Origin of the sequence: Streptomyces sp. NBC_00654, from assembly GCF_026341775.1 — a bacterium.
In the GTDB taxonomy this organism is placed as follows: domain Bacteria; phylum Actinomycetota; class Actinomycetes; order Streptomycetales; family Streptomycetaceae; genus Streptomyces.
Window position 1 is genome coordinate 1,786,840 of sequence record NZ_JAPEOB010000002.1, and the last position, 15,954, is coordinate 1,802,793.

Annotated in this window: 13 protein-coding genes and 1 riboswitch; of the genes, 9 read left to right on the forward strand and 4 right to left on the reverse strand. The window is 74.4% G+C overall.

Annotation, left to right across the window (positions count from 1 at the left end; genetic code table 11):
- Positions 1-142: 142 nt before the first annotated feature.
- A complete protein-coding gene (locus tag OHA98_RS28200; protein WP_266930956.1) occupies positions 143-556 on the forward strand; it encodes a VOC family protein in 414 nt (137 codons plus the stop codon).
- Positions 557-857: 301 nt separating this feature from the next.
- On the opposite strand, the gene OHA98_RS28205 is transcribed toward OHA98_RS28200, so the two are convergent.
- From OHA98_RS28205 to OHA98_RS28215, 3 genes are all read right to left on the reverse strand, one after another.
- On the reverse strand, positions 858-2,180 hold the full coding sequence (locus tag OHA98_RS28205) for a hypothetical protein (RefSeq protein ID WP_266930958.1): 1,323 nt from the start codon (positions 2,178-2,180) through the stop codon (positions 858-860).
- A gap of 185 nt (positions 2,181-2,365) precedes the next feature.
- Positions 2,366-3,493 (reverse strand): alpha/beta hydrolase, encoded by a 1,128-nt coding sequence (locus OHA98_RS28210; RefSeq protein ID WP_266929574.1) that lies wholly within the window; start codon positions 3,491-3,493, stop codon positions 2,366-2,368.
- Between the two features lie 343 nt (positions 3,494-3,836).
- The gene (locus tag OHA98_RS28215; protein WP_266930959.1) at positions 3,837-4,499 is read right to left on the reverse strand and encodes a class II aldolase/adducin family protein; all 663 of its coding nucleotides are present in this window, start codon (positions 4,497-4,499) and stop codon (positions 3,837-3,839) included.
- A 288-nt stretch (positions 4,500-4,787) separates the two neighbouring features.
- On the opposite strand from OHA98_RS28215, the gene OHA98_RS28220 reads away from it, so the two are divergent.
- The 7 genes from OHA98_RS28220 to OHA98_RS28250 all read left to right on the forward strand — a co-directional run bounded on the left by OHA98_RS28220 (position 4,788) and on the right by OHA98_RS28250 (position 13,310).
- Entirely contained in the window at positions 4,788-6,047 is a 1,260-nt protein-coding gene (locus OHA98_RS28220) for an inorganic phosphate transporter (protein WP_266929576.1), read from the forward strand.
- Between the two features lie 12 nt (positions 6,048-6,059).
- Complete coding sequence (locus OHA98_RS28225) at positions 6,060-6,290, forward strand: hypothetical protein (RefSeq protein ID WP_266929578.1); 231 nt, start codon at positions 6,060-6,062, stop codon at positions 6,288-6,290.
- Positions 6,291-6,438: 148 nt separating this feature from the next.
- Positions 6,439-6,568: riboswitch (cobalamin riboswitch) on the forward strand.
- A gap of 125 nt (positions 6,569-6,693) precedes the next feature.
- A complete protein-coding gene (locus OHA98_RS28230; protein WP_266929580.1) occupies positions 6,694-7,638 on the forward strand; it encodes a cobalamin biosynthesis protein in 945 nt (314 codons plus the stop codon).
- Entirely contained in the window at positions 7,635-9,326 is a 1,692-nt protein-coding gene (locus OHA98_RS28235; protein WP_266929582.1) for a cobyric acid synthase, read from the forward strand. The genes OHA98_RS28230 and OHA98_RS28235 overlap by 4 nt, the downstream gene beginning before the upstream one ends.
- A complete protein-coding gene (locus OHA98_RS28240) occupies positions 9,323-11,359 on the forward strand; it encodes a putative cobaltochelatase (protein WP_266929584.1) in 2,037 nt (678 codons plus the stop codon). The genes OHA98_RS28235 and OHA98_RS28240 overlap by 4 nt, the downstream gene beginning before the upstream one ends.
- The gene (gene cobO, locus OHA98_RS28245; RefSeq protein WP_266929585.1) at positions 11,359-11,958 is read left to right on the forward strand and encodes a cob(I)yrinic acid a,c-diamide adenosyltransferase; all 600 of its coding nucleotides are present in this window, start codon (positions 11,359-11,361) and stop codon (positions 11,956-11,958) included. The genes OHA98_RS28240 and cobO overlap by 1 nt, the downstream gene beginning before the upstream one ends.
- Positions 11,952-13,310 (forward strand): cobyrinate a,c-diamide synthase, encoded by a 1,359-nt coding sequence (locus tag OHA98_RS28250; RefSeq protein WP_266929587.1) that lies wholly within the window; start codon positions 11,952-11,954, stop codon positions 13,308-13,310. The genes cobO and OHA98_RS28250 overlap by 7 nt, the downstream gene beginning before the upstream one ends.
- A 49-nt stretch (positions 13,311-13,359) precedes the next feature.
- Here the strand turns inward: OHA98_RS28250 and OHA98_RS28255 are convergent, their stop codons facing one another.
- Entirely contained in the window at positions 13,360-14,082 is a 723-nt protein-coding gene (locus OHA98_RS28255) for a ZIP family metal transporter (RefSeq protein WP_266929589.1), read from the reverse strand.
- A gap of 148 nt (positions 14,083-14,230) precedes the next feature.
- Here OHA98_RS28255 and cobC point away from each other — a divergent pair, with 148 nt between their 5' ends.
- Entirely contained in the window at positions 14,231-15,820 is a 1,590-nt protein-coding gene (cobC, locus tag OHA98_RS28260; RefSeq protein ID WP_266929590.1) for an Rv2231c family pyridoxal phosphate-dependent protein CobC, read from the forward strand.
- The last annotated feature ends 134 nt before the right edge of the window (positions 15,821-15,954 follow it).

Genomic DNA, 15,954 nt, shown 5'->3' on the forward strand with positions numbered 1-15,954 from the left:
CGGGGCCGGAGGTGGGGCATCCCGTCGGTTCGGCGACGCCACCTGCGCGGATGCCCTCCGGGAGGGCGTTGTCAGTGGTCGGTGGAAGACTGAGACGCAGATCACAACGATGCGGTGTGAACGGCAGAAGTGGGTGAGCGTGATGGCAGGCGTGGCGAACGGCGTACCGACGATCTATCCGACGATTCTGTACGACGACGCGAAGGCCGCGATCAGGACACTGACCCAGGGGCTCGGCTTCACCGAGGAAGCGGTGTACGAGGGGGAGAACGGCAGCGTGCTGCACGCCGAGCTGTCGTGCGGCAACGGCCGGGTGATGCTCGGCTCCAAGGGCCGCGAGGGCGTCTTCGCCAAGGCGATGGCGGGCGCGGGCCCGGCCGGAGTGTACGTGGTCGTGGACGAGGTGGACGAGCACCATGCGCGGGCGGTGGCGCACGGCGTGGAGATCCTGATGCCGCCCACGGACCAGGACTACGGCTCGCGGGACTACATGGCGCGCGACGGGGAGGGCAACATCTGGAGCTTCGGGACGTACGCCCCGGGATCCGCCGACTGACTCCTCGGACGCCGGGACGTCGGGGCGCAGGAGCGATGGGGCCCAGGAGCGGTAGGGCGCAGGAGCGGTAGGGCGCAGGAGCGGTGGGGTGCCGGCGCAGGACGTCGGGCGTACGGGGCCGGAGGCCGGGCGGGGGCTTGTGCGTCCCGAGCACCGGGTGCCCGGACTCCCTGACGCCCGGACTCCTTGACGCCTGGACTCGCTGATCGCCCGACGCCCGGACCGCTCTGGCGGCAGTGCGGTCCGGGCCTGCGGTCCGGGCCTGAGGACGGCGGGCGGGACCCTGCCCGGCCCGATGCGTCTACGCGCCGCCCGTGTGGACCTGGAAGGCCGCGCGGCGTACCGCCTTGGCCAGGGCCGGGTCGGGGTGGGCGGCGGCCAGGGCGACCAGGACCTGGACGGTGCGCGGGTGGCCGACGGCCCTGACCTCGTCGAGCAGGGCGGGGACGGTGCCCTGGACGGCGGAGTCGAGGTGGCGGACCAGCAGCCCGGTCTCCCCGTGGTCGGCGACGGCCGCCGCGGTGTCGACCCAGAGCCAGGTGGCTTCCTCCCGGCTCAGCACCTCCTGGGCGTCGTCCGGATCGGCGCCCTCGTACTCGGCGAGCCAGAGGAGCGCGTAGGGCCGCAGCGTCGGATCGGTGGCCACGGAGCGCACCACGGGCTCGGCGGGGGCGCCGACGACGCGGAGCGCCTCGAAGGCCAGGCCGCGCAGCAGCGCGTCCTCGCCGCGGGCGACGGCCAGCAGTTCGGTGACGGCGCTGCCGACCGGACGGGCGGCGAGCCAGGCCCGGTATTCGTCGCGGGCCGGTCCCGGGGTGAGCCGGGCGCAGCCGAGCAGCATGTCCGCGGCGGACTGCTCGATGTTCCCTGCGGGGCTCTGGGCGGCGACGCAGATCTGCTCCAGCTTCACCCAGACCGCCCAGTTGCCGAGCGGGGTCAGGGTGGCGTGCCCGGCGCCGAGGGTGAGGGCCCCGACCGCGGCCAGCCCCTCCAGCGCCCAGTCGAGCAGGAGCGCGTTGAGATCCGCTTCCTGTGCCGGGTCGGTGTGCTCGATGGCCGGGGCGCTCTGCGCGGGCGGCTGTTCGGGGCCGTAGGGCACCTCGCACCGCTCTTCGTGGAGCTCCGCGACGCGCTGGCCCAGGAGGTCCAGGAGTGCGGGCACGGTGACCGGGCCCGCCGAGAGCTGGAGGAGGGAGAGCACCTGGGGTACGGCCTCGACGGCCTCGGCGACGGCGGTGGCCTCGATGCCCTCGGGTGCGGCGTGGACGAGCGACCAGGCGTCGAAGAGCGCCACCCAGCCGCGGAGCACGGCGGAGTCGTCGCGGTCCCAGGCGCGCAGCCGCCAGCCGGGTCGTGCGGTGTCGCCGTGGAGTTCGACGAGTCCGGCCAGCCGGGCGCGGTCCCAGCCCGCGCGTACCTGGACCGGGGAGAGTTCCAGTGCGGCCGCCGCCCGTTCCAGGGCCTGGGCGGCGAGCGGGGCGGCGCCGGGGCTCGTGCCGTCGGCGGCCCAGTGGGCGATCCGTACGGAATCGGCGAGGACCGCCCTGGCCTGGCGGGCCAGTTCCGTCCGGGGCGGGGTGCCCTCGGGAGGCCGGGGAGCCGGCCTGGTGCGCCGGGTGGTCACGGCCTTGCGGGCGGTGGCAAGGGGTCGCGGGCGGACAAGTCGCAGCCTGGAGTCGCGCGGGGTACGGGACGTCACGGGGAGCAGTCTTGCCTCTGACGGCCCGAAAGCCCAAACGGAAGCCGGTTCACCGGTCCGTGCGGGCGCTCGTCGGCCCGCCGGCGGCCGGCCGGGTTCCGCTCATCGCCTCACATCAGGGGCGTGAGGAAGCGCCGCAGGGCCTCCTCGTACGGTGCTGGACCCGCGTTCCACATCGCCGCATGCGGAGCCTGCGGTACGGGGTGCAGGCTGACCAGGTCGGGGCGGCGCGCGGCGAGTTCGCGCGACGGCTGCCAGGGGGCCAGGGTGTCGTCCGGGCCGTGGAAGATCAGTGTCGGGGCACGCAGGGCGGCCGGCAGCGAGGTGTCCAGGAGCGGGGCGTCGCGCAGCCCGGTCTGTCCCTGGGCGGCCCGGACGGCGAGCGGCAGCAGGGCGGCCGGTACGCCGCGGGCCACGGCCAGGGCGCGCAGGGTGGCCTGCCAGTCCATGACCGGGGAGTCCAGGACGAGGCCGCTGACGCGGTCGCGGAGCGCGGAGTTGGCTGCGGCGTGCAGTGCCATCGTGGCGCCGGTCGACCAGCCGTGCAGCACGACGCTCCGGGCGCCGTAGCGCACGGCGTAGCGGATGGCGGCGTCCAGGTCGCGCCATTCGGACGCGCCGAGGTGGCCGAGGCCGTCGGTGGAGCGCGGGGCGCCCGCGTCGCCGCGGTAGGCCAGGTCGAGCACCGGCAGCCGCTGGGCGTGCAGGAAGGCCATCAGGTTCATGGGGTGTGCCCGGGTGGTGCCGAGGCCGTGCACGGTGATCACCCAGGTGTCGCGGGCGCCGGGGACGAACCAGGCGGGCAGGAGCCCGAGTTCGCCGGGGATCTCGACCTCCTTGTGGTCGAGGCCGAGGGCGCTGCCCGGGTCGCCGCTGTACAGCTCGGGGGTGATGCGGACCTTGGCGCCCGGTTCCAGGGCCCCGTGGCCGACCCGTTCCAGTCTGCGGACGACGGTGTCGGGGGCGTGCGGCGCCTGGTCGACGACCGGTCCGACGACGGCGTGGACACCGGGGCCGGTCAGCCCGTACGTACCGGGCCGGAGCGCGGCGAACGAGCGGGTCAGGGTGACCTGTCCGGCCGCCGTGGCGTGCACGGTGAGTCTGCGGTCGGCGGGGAGGGGACGGCCGGACGGCACCTTGAGGGCGGCGTCGCTGGCGTACCGGCCGGCCGCGACCGCAGCCGCGCCGACGCCGAGGATCGTGGTGACGGCCGCTGCCGTCGCTGTTGCCGGGCGCACTGCTTCAGTGTCGTGGCGGGCCCGGCCCGGTGCCAGCGGGCGGGGGCCGTCCGGTGCGGGGCCCGGCGGCGGGCGGGCGCGGCGTGGTCCGGTGCGGGCCCGGGAGGGTTCGGCGCCAGGCGGAGCGCGGCGTGGTCCGGTGCGGGCCGGGAGGGCCCGGCGCCGGGCGGGTTCGGCGTGGTCCGGTGCGGGCCCGGGAGGGTTCGGCGGCGGGCGGGCGCGGCGTGGTCCGGTGCGGGCCCGGGAGGGTTCGGCGGCGGGCGGGTTCGGCGTGGTCCGGTGCGGGCCGGGAGGGCCCGGCGCCGGGCGGGGCTCGGCGTGGTCCGGTGCGGGCCCGGGAGGGTCAGCCGGGCTGGCCGTACCCCTTCAGGGCCTCGGTCACCTCGCGCAGCTGGGCCGGGGAGAGCAGCGCCGGGCTGTGGCCCGGTACGGAGCTAGCGGTGAGCCAGAGCCTGCACAGCCATTCGAGCTGCGCGGTGCGGTCGTACGCCTGGTCGAGGCTGTCGCCGTAGGTGACGGTGCCGTGGTTCCGCAGGAGGCAGCCGGTGCGGTCGCGCAGGGCCGCGAGCATGTTGTCGGCCAGCTCCCGCGTTCCGTAGCGCGCGTAGGGAGCGGTGCGTACGGGGCCGCCGAGCATGGCCGCCGCGTAGTGCACCAGCGGGACCTCCTCGACCAGGGTGGAAACGGCGGTGGCGTGCACCGCGTGGGTGTGCACGACGGCTGCCGCGTCGCTGTTGCGGTAGACCGCCAGGTGGAGGGGGAGTTCGCTGGTCGGGGCGAGATCGCCGAGGACCCGGCGCCCTTCGAGGTCGACGCCGACCACGTCCTTCGGGCCGAGCCGGTCGTAGGGCACCCCGCTGGGGGTGACCAGGACGGTCCCGCCGACACGTGCCGAGACATTGCCCGAGGTCCCGACGACCAGCCCGTCGGCCGCGGACCGGCGAGCGGTGTCGACCACGCCCCGCCAGGCCCGTTCGATCGCTTCTTCCCGAGGCTGATCGCTCACGCTCATGCGGGGCACCCTAAGGGCTGCGCCGGGGCGGCGGGGGTGACACCGGACGCCGGGTGACCGGAATCTCTTCCGGGTGAAAAAACGCGTCCCCAAATGTTCGCCAAGGCCCGGCAAAGAGCAGTCCTCGCACCGCCCCAGGTGCATCGCCCCACCTCGTACGCAGACAAGCGGAGGGGATTCCATCCGCTTCGGGTCACCACAGCGCCCCGCCCAGTTCATCTTCCGTTCACCCAGGTTGCCTACGGTCCACGAGCCACTGACGTCGAACGATTGCCTGGGTAAATGGAACACATCACGCTGCTGCTCGCGATCGTGATCGTGACAGCTCTCGTGTTCGATTTCACGAACGGTTTCCACGACACCGCCAACGCGATGGCCACCACCATCTCGACCGGCGCCCTGAAGCCCAAGACAGCGGTGGCGATGTCCGCCGTTCTCAACCTGATCGGCGCGTTCCTGTCGGTGGAGGTCGCCAAGACGATCTCCGGCGGGATCGTCAACGAGGACGGCCTCAGAACCGAGGTCATCTTCGCGGCGCTCGTCGGCGCCATCCTGTGGAATCTGCTGACCTGGCTGGTCGGCCTGCCCTCCAGTTCCTCGCACGCCCTGTTCGGCGGCCTCATCGGCGCCGCGGTCATGTCGGCGGGCTGGTCCTCGATCAATGGCGGCACCGTCGTCACCAAGGTGCTGCTGCCCGCCATCGCCGCGCCGGTCGTCGCCGGTCTCGCCGCGCTGCTGGCCACGAAGCTGACGTACCGCATCGGGCGCAAGGTCACCGATGAGGGACAGCTGAAGTCGACCGCCAAGGGCTACCGGGCCGGGCAGATCGCCTCGGCCGGTCTCGTCTCGCTCGCCCACGGCACCAACGACGCGCAGAAGACGATGGGCATCATCACCCTGGCCCTGGTCACCGGCGGCGTCCTCGCCCCCGGCTCCAACCCGCCGGTCTGGGTCATCGTCTCCGCCGGTGTCGCCATCGCCCTGGGCACGTACCTCGGCGGCTGGCGCATCATCCGCACCATGGGCAGCGGCCTGACCGACCTCAAGCCGCCGCAGGGCTTCGCCGCCCAGACCAGTGCGGCCACCGTCATCCTGGCCTCCTCCCACCTCGGCTTCTCGCTCTCCACCACCCAGTCCTGCTCCGGCGCCGTGATGGGCGCGGGCCTCGGCCGTCAGGGGGGCGTGGTCCGCTGGTCCACGGCCACCCGGATGTTCGTCGCCTGGGGACTGACCCTGCCGGCCGCGGGCCTGGTCGGCGCGGGCGCGGAGTTCCTGACCAAGCAGGGCGGCTGGGGCGTCGGCGTCGTCGCCGTCCTGCTCGTCGCGGGCTCCGGCGCCATCTGGCTGCTGTCGCGCCGCAAGCCGGTCGACCACACCAACGTCACCGGCGGCGGCCCGGAGGACGAGCCCGCGGGCGTCGTCACCACGGCCATCGCCGCCGTCACCCCGCCGCCCGTCGGCACCACGGGTCCCGACCTCACGTCCACCATCCCGGCTCCGGCCGGTACGCCCGCCGATCCGGCGCGGCCCGCCACGGTGTAAGGACAGATCCGTATGAACATCGACTGGGCAGCTCTCGCCTCCGTCTTCGGCGTCAGCCTCGTGGTCACCGTGGCGCTGGTCGGCCTCTTCACCCTCGGCATCGTCGGCCTCTCCAAGCAGGCGTCGACGGCGCGGAACGGCGCCTCCGGCGGCTCGTTCACCCCGGCCCGCGCCGGCGCGTACCTCTGCTTCGCGCTGTGCGCGGCGGCGGTCACGTACGGGATCTATCTGATCGTCGCCTGACCGGAACACCGCACCTCCACCGGGCCGGACACACACTGTGTGTCCGGCCCGGTGTGCGTCTGCGCACACTGCGGCTCCGCAGGTCAACGGCAAGTTGACGGGCGTTCTCACAGCGTGGTGGACTGCCGGAGCCGTTTACGGCGACAGCAGAGGAAGCCGGTGCGAATCCGGCGCGGTCCCGCCACTGTCACCGGGGAGCAGTCCCCCATCGGAAGTCACGGTCCGCCCACGCGGACTGGAAGGCCGGGGGAACTGCGGATCCGGAAGCCAGGAGACTCTCGTCGCCGGTCACGTCGAACCAGGGCGCGGACCCTGAGTGAGGACATACGCCATGCCTGGCTGCCGTGCGCCGGAACCTGTGTCACCCCTTGCGGGAATCTCCCGTACCCCGGCCGGCTGAGCCATGCGTGCCGACCGCATCTTCGCGTACGGCGCCACGGCCGGCCTGATCGCCGACTCCCTGCTCGGTGACCCCCGCCGGGGACATCCCGTGGCCGGGTTCGGCCGGGCCGCGGCAAGGGCCGAACGCCTGCTCTGGCGCGACCACCGCGGGTGGGGCGCCCTGCACACCCTCGTCTGCGCCGGCGGCGCCGTGGGGGCCGCCGCGCTGGCCGCCCGCGCCGTACGGGACCGCCCCGCCCTGGCCGTCGCGCTGACCGCCGCCACCACCTGGTCCGTGATCGGCGGTACGTCGCTGGGCCGTGAGGCGCGCGCCGTCTCCGGTGCGCTCGCCGCCGGGGACCTCGACGTGGCCCGGGAACGGCTGCCCCATCTGTGCGGCCGCGACCCCCACTCGCTGGACGGGCAGCAGATCGCCCGCGCCGTGGTCGAGTCCGTCGCCGAGAACACCTCGGACGCCGTCGTCGGCGCCCTCGTCTGGGGCGCTCTGGGCGGGGTCCCCGGGCTCGTCGGCTTCCGGGCCGTCAACACGCTGGACGCCATGGTCGGCCACAGGTCGCCCCGCTACCGGCGTTACGGCTGGGCCTCGGCCCGCCTGGACGACCTGGCGGGCGGGCCGGGAGCCCGGCTGACGGCCGCGCTGGCCGTGGTGGCCGGAGGACGGCCCCGTGCGGCCGTACGGGCCTGGCGGGCCGACGCGGGCAGCCATCCGAGCCCCAACGCGGGGCCGGTGGAGGCCGCGTTCGCGGGGGCGCTCGGCGTACGGCTCGGCGGGACCCTGGCGTACGCCGGGCGGGTCGAGCACCGGCCCGTGCTCAACGGGGCGGCCGGCCGGGCCGTGGAGAGCGCCGACATCGAACGGGCGGTACGGCTGTCGCGCCGGGTGGGCGCGCTGGCCCTGGGCGTATGCGTGGCGGGCCGGCTGCTCGCGGGACGGAGAGCGAAATGAGCGGCGGACTCCTGGTCGCCGGGACCACCTCGGACGCGGGCAAGAGCGTCGTCACGGCAGGGATCTGCCGGTGGCTCGTGCGCCGGGGCGTGAAGGTCGCGCCGTTCAAGGCGCAGAACATGTCGCTCAACTCGTTCGTCACCCGCGAGGGCGCGGAGATCGGGCGCGCCCAGGCGATGCAGGCCCAGGCCGCCCGGGTCGAGCCGTCCGCGCTGATGAACCCGGTGCTGCTCAAGCCCGGCGGCGACCGCTCCAGCCAGGTCGTCCTGATGGGGAAGCCGGTCGGTGAGATGAGCGCCCGCGGCTACCACGGGGGACGGCAGGAAGCCCTCCTCGGGACGGTCGTGGACTGCCTGGAGCAGCTTCGGGGCACGTATGACGCCGTGATCTGCGAGGGGGCGGGCAGTCCTGCCGAGATCAATCTGCGGCGCACCGACATCGTGAACATGGGCATAGCCCGCGCCGCGCGGTTCCCCGTGCTGGTCGTCGGCGACATCGACCGCGGCGGCGTCTTCGCCTCGTTCTTCGGTACGACGGCGCTGCTGAGCGCCGAGGACCAGTCACTGGTCGCCGGCTATCTCGTCAACAAGTTCCGCGGCGATGTCTCGCTGCTGGAGCCGGGCCTGGACATGCTGTACGGGCTGACGGGGCGGCGGACCTACGGGGTGCTGCCGTTCGCGCACGGGCTGGGCATCGACGAGGAGGACGGCCTGCGCGTCTCGATGCGCGGAGCCGTACGGGAGTCGGTCGTCGCGCCGCCGCACGGCGAGGACGTGCTGCGGGTGGCGGTGTGTGCCGTACCGCTGATGTCGAACTTCACCGATGTGGACGCGCTGGCCGCCGAGCCGGGCGTGGTGGTGCGGTTCGTGGACCGGGCGGAGGAGCTGGCCGACGCGGACCTGGTGATCGTGCCCGGCACGCGCGGCACCGTGCGGGCACTGGCGTGGCTGCGCGAGCGGGGTCTCGCCGACGCGCTGGTGCGGCGGGCGGCCGAGGGACGGCCGGTGCTCGGCATCTGCGGCGGGTTCCAGGTGCTCGGGGAGCGGATCGAGGACGCGGTGGAGTCGCGGGCCGGGGTGGTCGACGGGCTGGGACTGCTGCCGGTACGCATCCGGTTCGAGCGGGCCAAGACGCTCGCCCGGCCGGCCGGTACGGCGCTCGGCGAGCCGGTGGAGGGATACGAGATCCACCACGGGGTCGCCGATGTGCGCGGCGGTGAGCCGTTCCTGGACGGCTGCCGGGTGGGTGCCGTGTGGGGGACGCACTGGCACGGGTCGCTGGAGAGCGACGCGTTCCGGCGGCGGTTCCTCGCGGAGGTCGCACGGGCGGCGGGCCGGCGGTTCGTCGCCGCGCCGGACACGAGTTTCGGGGTGCTGCGGGAGGAGCAGCTGGACCGGCTCGGGGATCTGGTGGAGGAACACGCGGACACGGACGCGCTGTGGCGGCTGATCGAGGGCGGCGCGCCCGCGGGACTGCCGTTCATCGCCCCGGGGGCACCGGGGGTGGCGGCACCGCGGGCGGGGGCGCCCGGAGTGGGCGGGGGCGCGTCCGCGGGCGCACGGGACGCGGGAGCGCCGGACGGGCCCGGTACGGCCCGGAACGCGGTGCGCGGGCCCGACGGGCCCGGAGCGCCGGACGGGCCCGGAGCGGCCCTTGAAGTGTCGGATGTCAACAAGGAGGCCCTGTGAGTACGCCGTATCCCTTCACCGCGATCGTCGGGCAGGACGATCTTCGGCTCGGACTGCTGCTGAACGCCGTCAGTCCGGCTGTCGGCGGGGTGCTCGTACGGGGCGAGAAGGGAACCGCCAAGTCCACCGCCGTGCGGGCGCTCGCCGCGCTCATGCCGGAGGTCTCCGTGGTGCCCGGGTGCCGCTTCTCGTGCGACCCGGGGGCGCCCGATCCGGCGTGTCCCGACGGGCCCCACGGGGACGGGACGGGCGTGTCGCGGGCCGCGCGGACCGTGGAGCTGCCGGTCGGCGCGTCCGAGGACCGGCTCGTCGGCGCGCTGGACATCGAACGGGCGCTCTCGGAGGGCGTGAAGGCGTTCGAGCCGGGGCTGCTGGCGGACGCGCATCGCGGGATCCTGTACGTGGACGAGGTCAACCTGCTCCACGACCATCTGGTGGACCTGCTGCTGGACGCGGCGGCGATGGGGGCCTCGTACGTCGAGCGCGAGGGCGTCTCCGTACGGCACGCCGCGCGTTTCCTGCTGGTCGGCACGATGAACCCCGAAGAGGGCGAGCTGCGGCCCCAGTTGCTGGACCGGTTCGGGCTCACGGTCGAGGTGGCCGCGTCCCGTGACACCGATCAGCGGGTCGAGGTCGTGCGGCGCAGGCTCGCCCACGACGACGACCCGGTCGCGTTCGCCGCCCGGTGGGCCGAGGAGGAGGCCGCCCTCCGGGACCGGATCACCGCCGCGCGCGCCCTGCTCCCCCGGGTCGTCCTGGGCGACGGCGTGTTGCGGCAGATCGCGGCGACCTGCGCGGCCTTCGAGGTCGACGGCATGCGCGCCGACATCGTGATGGCGCGTACGGCGACCGCCCTGGCCGCCTGGGCGGGGCGCGAGGAGGTGCTCGCCGAGGACGTGCGGCAGGCCGCGCTCCTGGCGCTCCCGCACCGGCGTCGCCGCAACCCGTTCGACGCGCCCGGCCTCGACGAGGACAAGCTGGACGACACGCTCCAGGAGGCCGCCGGGGACGAGGCGGGCGGCGAGGGCGGCAACGACCCGGATCCCGACGGTCCGCACCCGGACGGCCCCGGTGACGGGGGCGGGGGCGACGACGGCGGCGGGGGTGGCGGGGTGCCGCCGCAGGCCGACGGCAGCGGTACGACGGGACCTGCCCAGGAGGGCAGCACCGACGCGCCCGGCCGCTCCGCCGGTGCGGAGCAGCAGCCCGTGGCCTCGGCCGAGCCGTTCCGGACGAGGATGCTGAGCGTGCCGGGTCTCGGCGAGGGCGCCGCGGGGCGGCGCTCCCGGGCCCGTACCGAGCACGGCCGTACGACCGGGTCGCGACGCCCGCAGGGTGCCCTGACGAAGCTGCACCTGTCGGCGACCGTGCAGGCCGCGGCGCCGCACCAGCACGCCCGCGGGCGGTCCGGGCGGGGCCTCGTCGTCCGCCGGGACGATCTGCGGCAGGCGACGCGGGAGGGGCGCGAGGGCAATCTGGTGCTCTTCGTCGTGGACGCCTCCGGTTCGATGGCCGCCCGGCAGCGGATGAGCGCGGTGAAGGGTGCGGTGCTGTCGCTGCTGCTGGACGCGTACCAGCGGCGCGACAAGGTCGGCCTGGTCACCTTCCGGGGCAAGGACGCCGAGGTGGCGCTGCCGCCGACCTCGTCGGTGGACGCGGCGGCGGCACGGCTGGAATCGCTGCCGACCGGGGGGCGTACGCCGCTGGCCGCCGGACTGCTGAAGGCCCATGACGTCCTGCGGGTGGAGCGGCTGCGTGATCCGTCGCGGCGGCCGCTGCTCGTCGTGGTGACGGACGGCCGGGCGACCGGCGGTCCCGAACCGGTGGCGCTGGCCGGGCGGGCGGGGCGTCTGCACCGCTCCGAGGGCACCGCGTCCGTCGTCGTGGACTGCGAGTCGGGGATCGTACGCCTCGGGCTCGCCGCACAACTCGCCCGGGATCTGGGAGGTACCGCCGTCACGCTCGACGAGCTGCGGGCCGACTCGATCGCCGGGCTCGTCAAGGACGTCACCACAGCCGGGAGGGCCGCGTAATGCCACAGGGACAGCCGACATCGGTACCGGACGACGGGCTCACCACCCGTCAGCGGCGCAACCGCCCGCTTCTCTTCGTCCACACGGGCATCGGCAAGGGGAAGTCGACGGCGGCGTTCGGTCTCGCGCTGCGGGCCTGGAACCAGGGCTGGCCGATCGGGGTGTTCCAGTTCGTGAAGTCGGCGAAGTGGAAGGTCGGCGAGGAGAACGCGCTGAAGGTCCTGGGGGCCAGCGGCGAGGGCGGCACCGTGGCCTGGCACAAGATGGGCGAGGGCTGGTCGTGGGTGCAGCGCGACAACCAGCTGGACAACGAGGAGAAGGCCCGTGAGGGCTGGGAGCAGGTCAAGCGCGACCTGGCGGCCGAGACGTACAAGCTGTATGTCCTGGACGAGTTCGCCTATCCGATGCACTGGGGCTGGATCGACACCGACGAGGTCGTCGAGGTGATGCGGAACCGTCCCGGCACCCAGCATGTGGTGATCACCGGGCGCAACGCTCCGGACCAGCTGATCGAGGCCGCCGACCTGGTGACCGACATGTCGAAGGTCAAGCACCCGATGGACGCCGGGCAGAAGGGCCAGAGGGGCATCGAGTGGTGAGTGTTCCCCGTCTGGTCATCGCCGCTCCGGCGTCCGGCAGCGGCAAGACCACGGTCGCCACGGGTCTGATGGCGGCGTTCGCCGCGCGCGGGCTCGCCGTGTCCCCGCACAAGGTGGGCCCGGACTACATCGATCCGGGCTACCACGCGCTGGCGACGGGACGGCCCGGCCGCAATCTCGACGCGTACATGTGCGGGACGGATCTGATCGCCCCGCTGTTCGCGCACGGGGCGGACGGCTGCGACCTCGCCGTCGTCGAGGGCGTCATGGGGCTGTACGACGGTGCCTCGGGGCAGGGGGAACTGGCCTCCACGGCTCAGGTCGCCAAGCTGCTGCGGGCGCCCGTCGTGCTGGTCGTCGACGCCTCCTCGCAGTCCCGTTCCGTCGCGGCCCTGGTGCACGGGTTCGCGTCCTGGGACCCCCTGGTGCGGATAGGCGGCGTGATCCTGAACAAGGTGGCCTCCGACCGGCACGAGGCGCTGCTGCGCGACGCGCTGGACGAGTCGGGCCTGCCGGTGCTCGGGGTGCTGCGGCGGGCCTCGCGGCTCGCGACGCCCTCGCGCCATCTGGGCCTGGTGCCGGTGGCCGAGCGGCAGACCGATGCCGTCGAGGCCGTGGCGGCGATGGGCGACCGGGTGCGCGCGGGGTGCGATCTCGACGCGCTGATGGCGCTGGCCCGGACGGCTCCCCCGCTGCCGGACGAGGCGTGGGAGCCCGAGCGCCACCCGGCGCCCGGGACCCGGCCGGTGGTGGCCGTGGCGGGCGGGGCGGCGTTCACCTTCGCGTACGCGGAACACGCCGAGCTGCTGGCGGCTGCGGGCGCGGAGGTCGCGGTCTTCGACCCGCTGCGCGACGAGAAGCTCCCGGCGGGCACGGCGGGGCTCGTGATCGGCGGCGGGTTCCCGGAGATGTACGCCCCCGAGCTGTCGGCCAACGAGCCGCTGCGCGGGGCGGTGACCCGGCTGGCGCTGAGCGGTGCGCCGGTGGCCGCGGAGTGCGCGGGGCTGCTGTATCTGGCGCGCGAGCTGGACGGGCGCCCGATGTGCGGGGTGCTGGACGCCGAGGCCCGGATGTCGGAGCGGCTGACGCTGGGCTACCGGGAGGCGGTGGCGGTCTCCGACAGTTCGCTGGCGGTGGCGGGGACCCGGCTGCGCGGTCATGAGTTCCACCGGACCGTGCTGGAGCCGGGCGCCGGGCCGGTGCCCGCGTGGGGCATGCATCAGCCGGAGCGGCGGGTGGAGGGCTTCGTGCAGCGGGGCGTGCACGCGAGCTATCTGCACACGCACTGGGCGTCCTCGCCCGGGGTGGCACGGCGCTTCGTCGAGCGGTGCGCCGCGTCCTCCGGGGGATGAGGAACCGGCCGGTGAGCCGCCGTCGGGTGGGAGGCCCGGCGGGTACGGCCTACTCGGCGATGCCCACCACCAGCCAGATGAAGCCCACTCCCCCGACCGTGCAGAGCAATGTGGACCGGGCGGGATGGTCGTGGTGTGCCTCGGGCAGAATCTCTGCGGCGGCCAGGTAGAGCAGTACGCCGCCGAAGAAGCCGAGATAACAGCCGAGCAGTTCCTCCGGAAGGGTGAACAGGAGTGTCGTCGCGGCGCCCACGATCGGAGCCACGGCGTCCGCGAACAGCATGAGGAGCGCCTTGCGGCGGGCGTTCCCGTAGAGACTGGTGATGGTGTACGTGTTGAATCCGTCGGCGAAGTCATGACTGATCACGGCCAGCGCGACCGCCGCGCCCATGCCCCCGCCGATCTGGAACGCGGCGCCGAGCGCGACTCCGTCCATCAGGCTGTGGCCGACCATCGCGGCCGCCGCCGTCAGCCCCACCTGCGGCACCCGTTCCTCGCCCGCCCCGTGTGCCGCCTGGCGTACGGCGAGCAGCCGCTCCACCAGATGGGCCACCAGGAACCCGCCCACGAACAGCAGCAGGGCGGCGGGGACGCCGAAGACCGGCCCGCCCGCCGCCTCGACCGCCTCCGGCAGGAGGTCGAGGCCGACCACACCGAGCATCAGCCCGCCCGCGAAGCCGAGCACCAGGTGACGGCGGTCGGTCACCCGTTGAGCGACCCAGCCGCCGGCCAGAGTCATCAGGAACGCGCCGAGCGCGACGAACACCGCCATGGGCCCTTGCTAGCCGATTGACCCCCGTTCCCGCATCTCAGGCCGCCCTTACCGGCTCCGGCCCATCACCCCTCGCCGGCCGCCCACCCGTCCCGCCTTCCCCCCGCAACACCCGGCCCCCGGGCCGGCGTACGAAAGGACTCCGCCCATGCACGGAGCAGCCGCCGGCCCCTGCCCGGTCCCCCTCACCGGAACGCTCGTCGTCGGGGTCGGCGCCCGTCGTGGCGCACCGCTCGACGAGGTGCTGGGCCTGATCGAGAAAACGCTGCTGGCGGCGGGGCTGCGGGCGGCCGACGTCGTGGAACTGGCCACCGTCGAGGCCAAGGCCGCCGAACCCGGGATCGTGGGGGCCGCGGCGCGGCTGGGAGTACCGGTGCGGACGCATACGGCCGAGGCGCTGGCCGGGGTCCTCGTTCCGAACCCCTCGGGCGCGCCGGGGGCGGCCGTGGGGACTCCCTCGGTCGCGGAGGCCGCCGCGCTGATCGACGCGGACGAACTGCTGGTCGCCAAGACCCGGTCGGCGCGCGGGACGGCTCCGAAGGGGGCCGTGACCTGTGCGGTGGCCCGTCGGATTCCGGCCACCCTTGCGACCCCTGACCGGAAAAGTTCCACCCCGCCGGTGACGGACGGGACGGGCGCCTTCACCATGGCAGCCATGAATCCCCCCACGAAGTCAGTCCCGAGCACCGAGCCGGATCTCCGGCACCACGGTGACGCGGAGGTGCGCGACCGGAATCTGACCGATCTCGCCGTCAACGTACGTACCCATACGCCGCCGGACTGGCTGCGGCAGCGGATAGCGGCCTCGCTCGTGTCGCTGGCGTCTTATCCGGACGGGGCCGCGGCGCGGGCCGCGGTGGCCGGACGGCACGGGCTCCCGGTGGAACGGGTGCTCCTGACGGCGGGCGCGGCGGAGGCGTTCGTGCTGATCGCCCGCGCGCTGCCGGCGGCGTGTCCGGTCGTCGTGCATCCGCAGTTCACCGAACCGGAGGCGGCGCTGCGGGCGGCCGGTCATGAGGTGGGGCGGGTGCTGCTGCGCGCCGAGGACGGCTTCCGGCTGGATCCGGCGGCGGTGCCCGAGGAGGCGGATCTGGTGGTGGTCGGCAATCCGACCAACCCGACGTCCGTGCTCCACCCGGCGGCCGTCCTGGAGCGTCTGGCGCGCCCCGGGCGGACGCTGGTGGTCGACGAGGCGTTCATGGACGCGGTCCCCGGCGAGCGGGAGGCGCTGTGCGGGCGTACGGACATCCCCGGGCTCGTCGTCCTGCGCAGCCTCACCAAGACCTGGGGGCTGGCGGGGCTGCGGATCGGCTATGTGCTGGCCGACCCGGCCACCATCGCGCTGCTGGCCGACGCACAGCCCCTGTGGCCGGTGTCGTCCCCGGCGCTGGCGGCGGCCGAGGCCTGCATGGAGCCGCGGGCGCTGGTGGAGGCGGCCGGGGCGGCGGACCGGATCGCGGTGGACCGGGCCCATCTGCTGGCCGGGCTGGCGGAGTTCGGCGAGGTACGGGCGGTCGAGCCCGCCGAGGGGTCGTTCGTCCTGCTGCGACTGGAGCGGGCGGCCGAGGTACGGGAGCGGCTGAGGCTGCTGGGCTTCGCGGCACGGCGCGGGGACACGTTCCCCGGCCTCGGGCCGGAGTGGCTGCGGCTGGCCGTACGCGACCGGGTGACGACCAACCGCTTCCTCCAGGCCTTCGATCAGGCGCTTCAGGCCCTGCCCGCGAGACCTCTGTCCTGAGGGCTCCCAGGGCCGGGCCGTAGGTCCGCCCCGAAGGGCGGCGTCCCTCCCCAGGAAACGCCGCCCTCAAGCCCCCCGTCCCTCAGGCCCCCGTCCTCTCAGGCCCCGGCCCCTCGGACCCCGCCCCCTTCGGG

Excerpts from the sequence above, each read along its gene's own strand:
- OHA98_RS28220 (WP_266929576.1), top strand. The coding sequence starts at position 4,788 with ATGGAACACATCACGCTGCTGCTCGCGATCGTGATCGTGACAGCTCTC.
- OHA98_RS28200 (WP_266930956.1), top strand. The coding sequence starts at position 143 with ATGGCAGGCGTGGCGAACGGCGTACCGACGATCTATCCGACGATTCTG.
- OHA98_RS28235 (WP_266929582.1), top strand. The coding sequence starts at position 7,635 with ATGAGCGGCGGACTCCTGGTCGCCGGGACCACCTCGGACGCGGGCAAG.
- cobO (WP_266929585.1), top strand. The coding sequence starts at position 11,359 with ATGCCACAGGGACAGCCGACATCGGTACCGGACGACGGGCTCACCACC.
- cobC (WP_266929590.1), top strand. The coding sequence starts at position 14,231 with ATGCACGGAGCAGCCGCCGGCCCCTGCCCGGTCCCCCTCACCGGAACG.
- OHA98_RS28225 (WP_266929578.1), top strand. The coding sequence starts at position 6,060 with ATGAACATCGACTGGGCAGCTCTCGCCTCCGTCTTCGGCGTCAGCCTC.
- OHA98_RS28255 (WP_266929589.1), bottom strand. The coding sequence starts at position 14,082 with ATGGCGGTGTTCGTCGCGCTCGGCGCGTTCCTGATGACTCTGGCCGGC.
- OHA98_RS28230 (WP_266929580.1), top strand. The coding sequence starts at position 6,694 with ATGCGTGCCGACCGCATCTTCGCGTACGGCGCCACGGCCGGCCTGATC.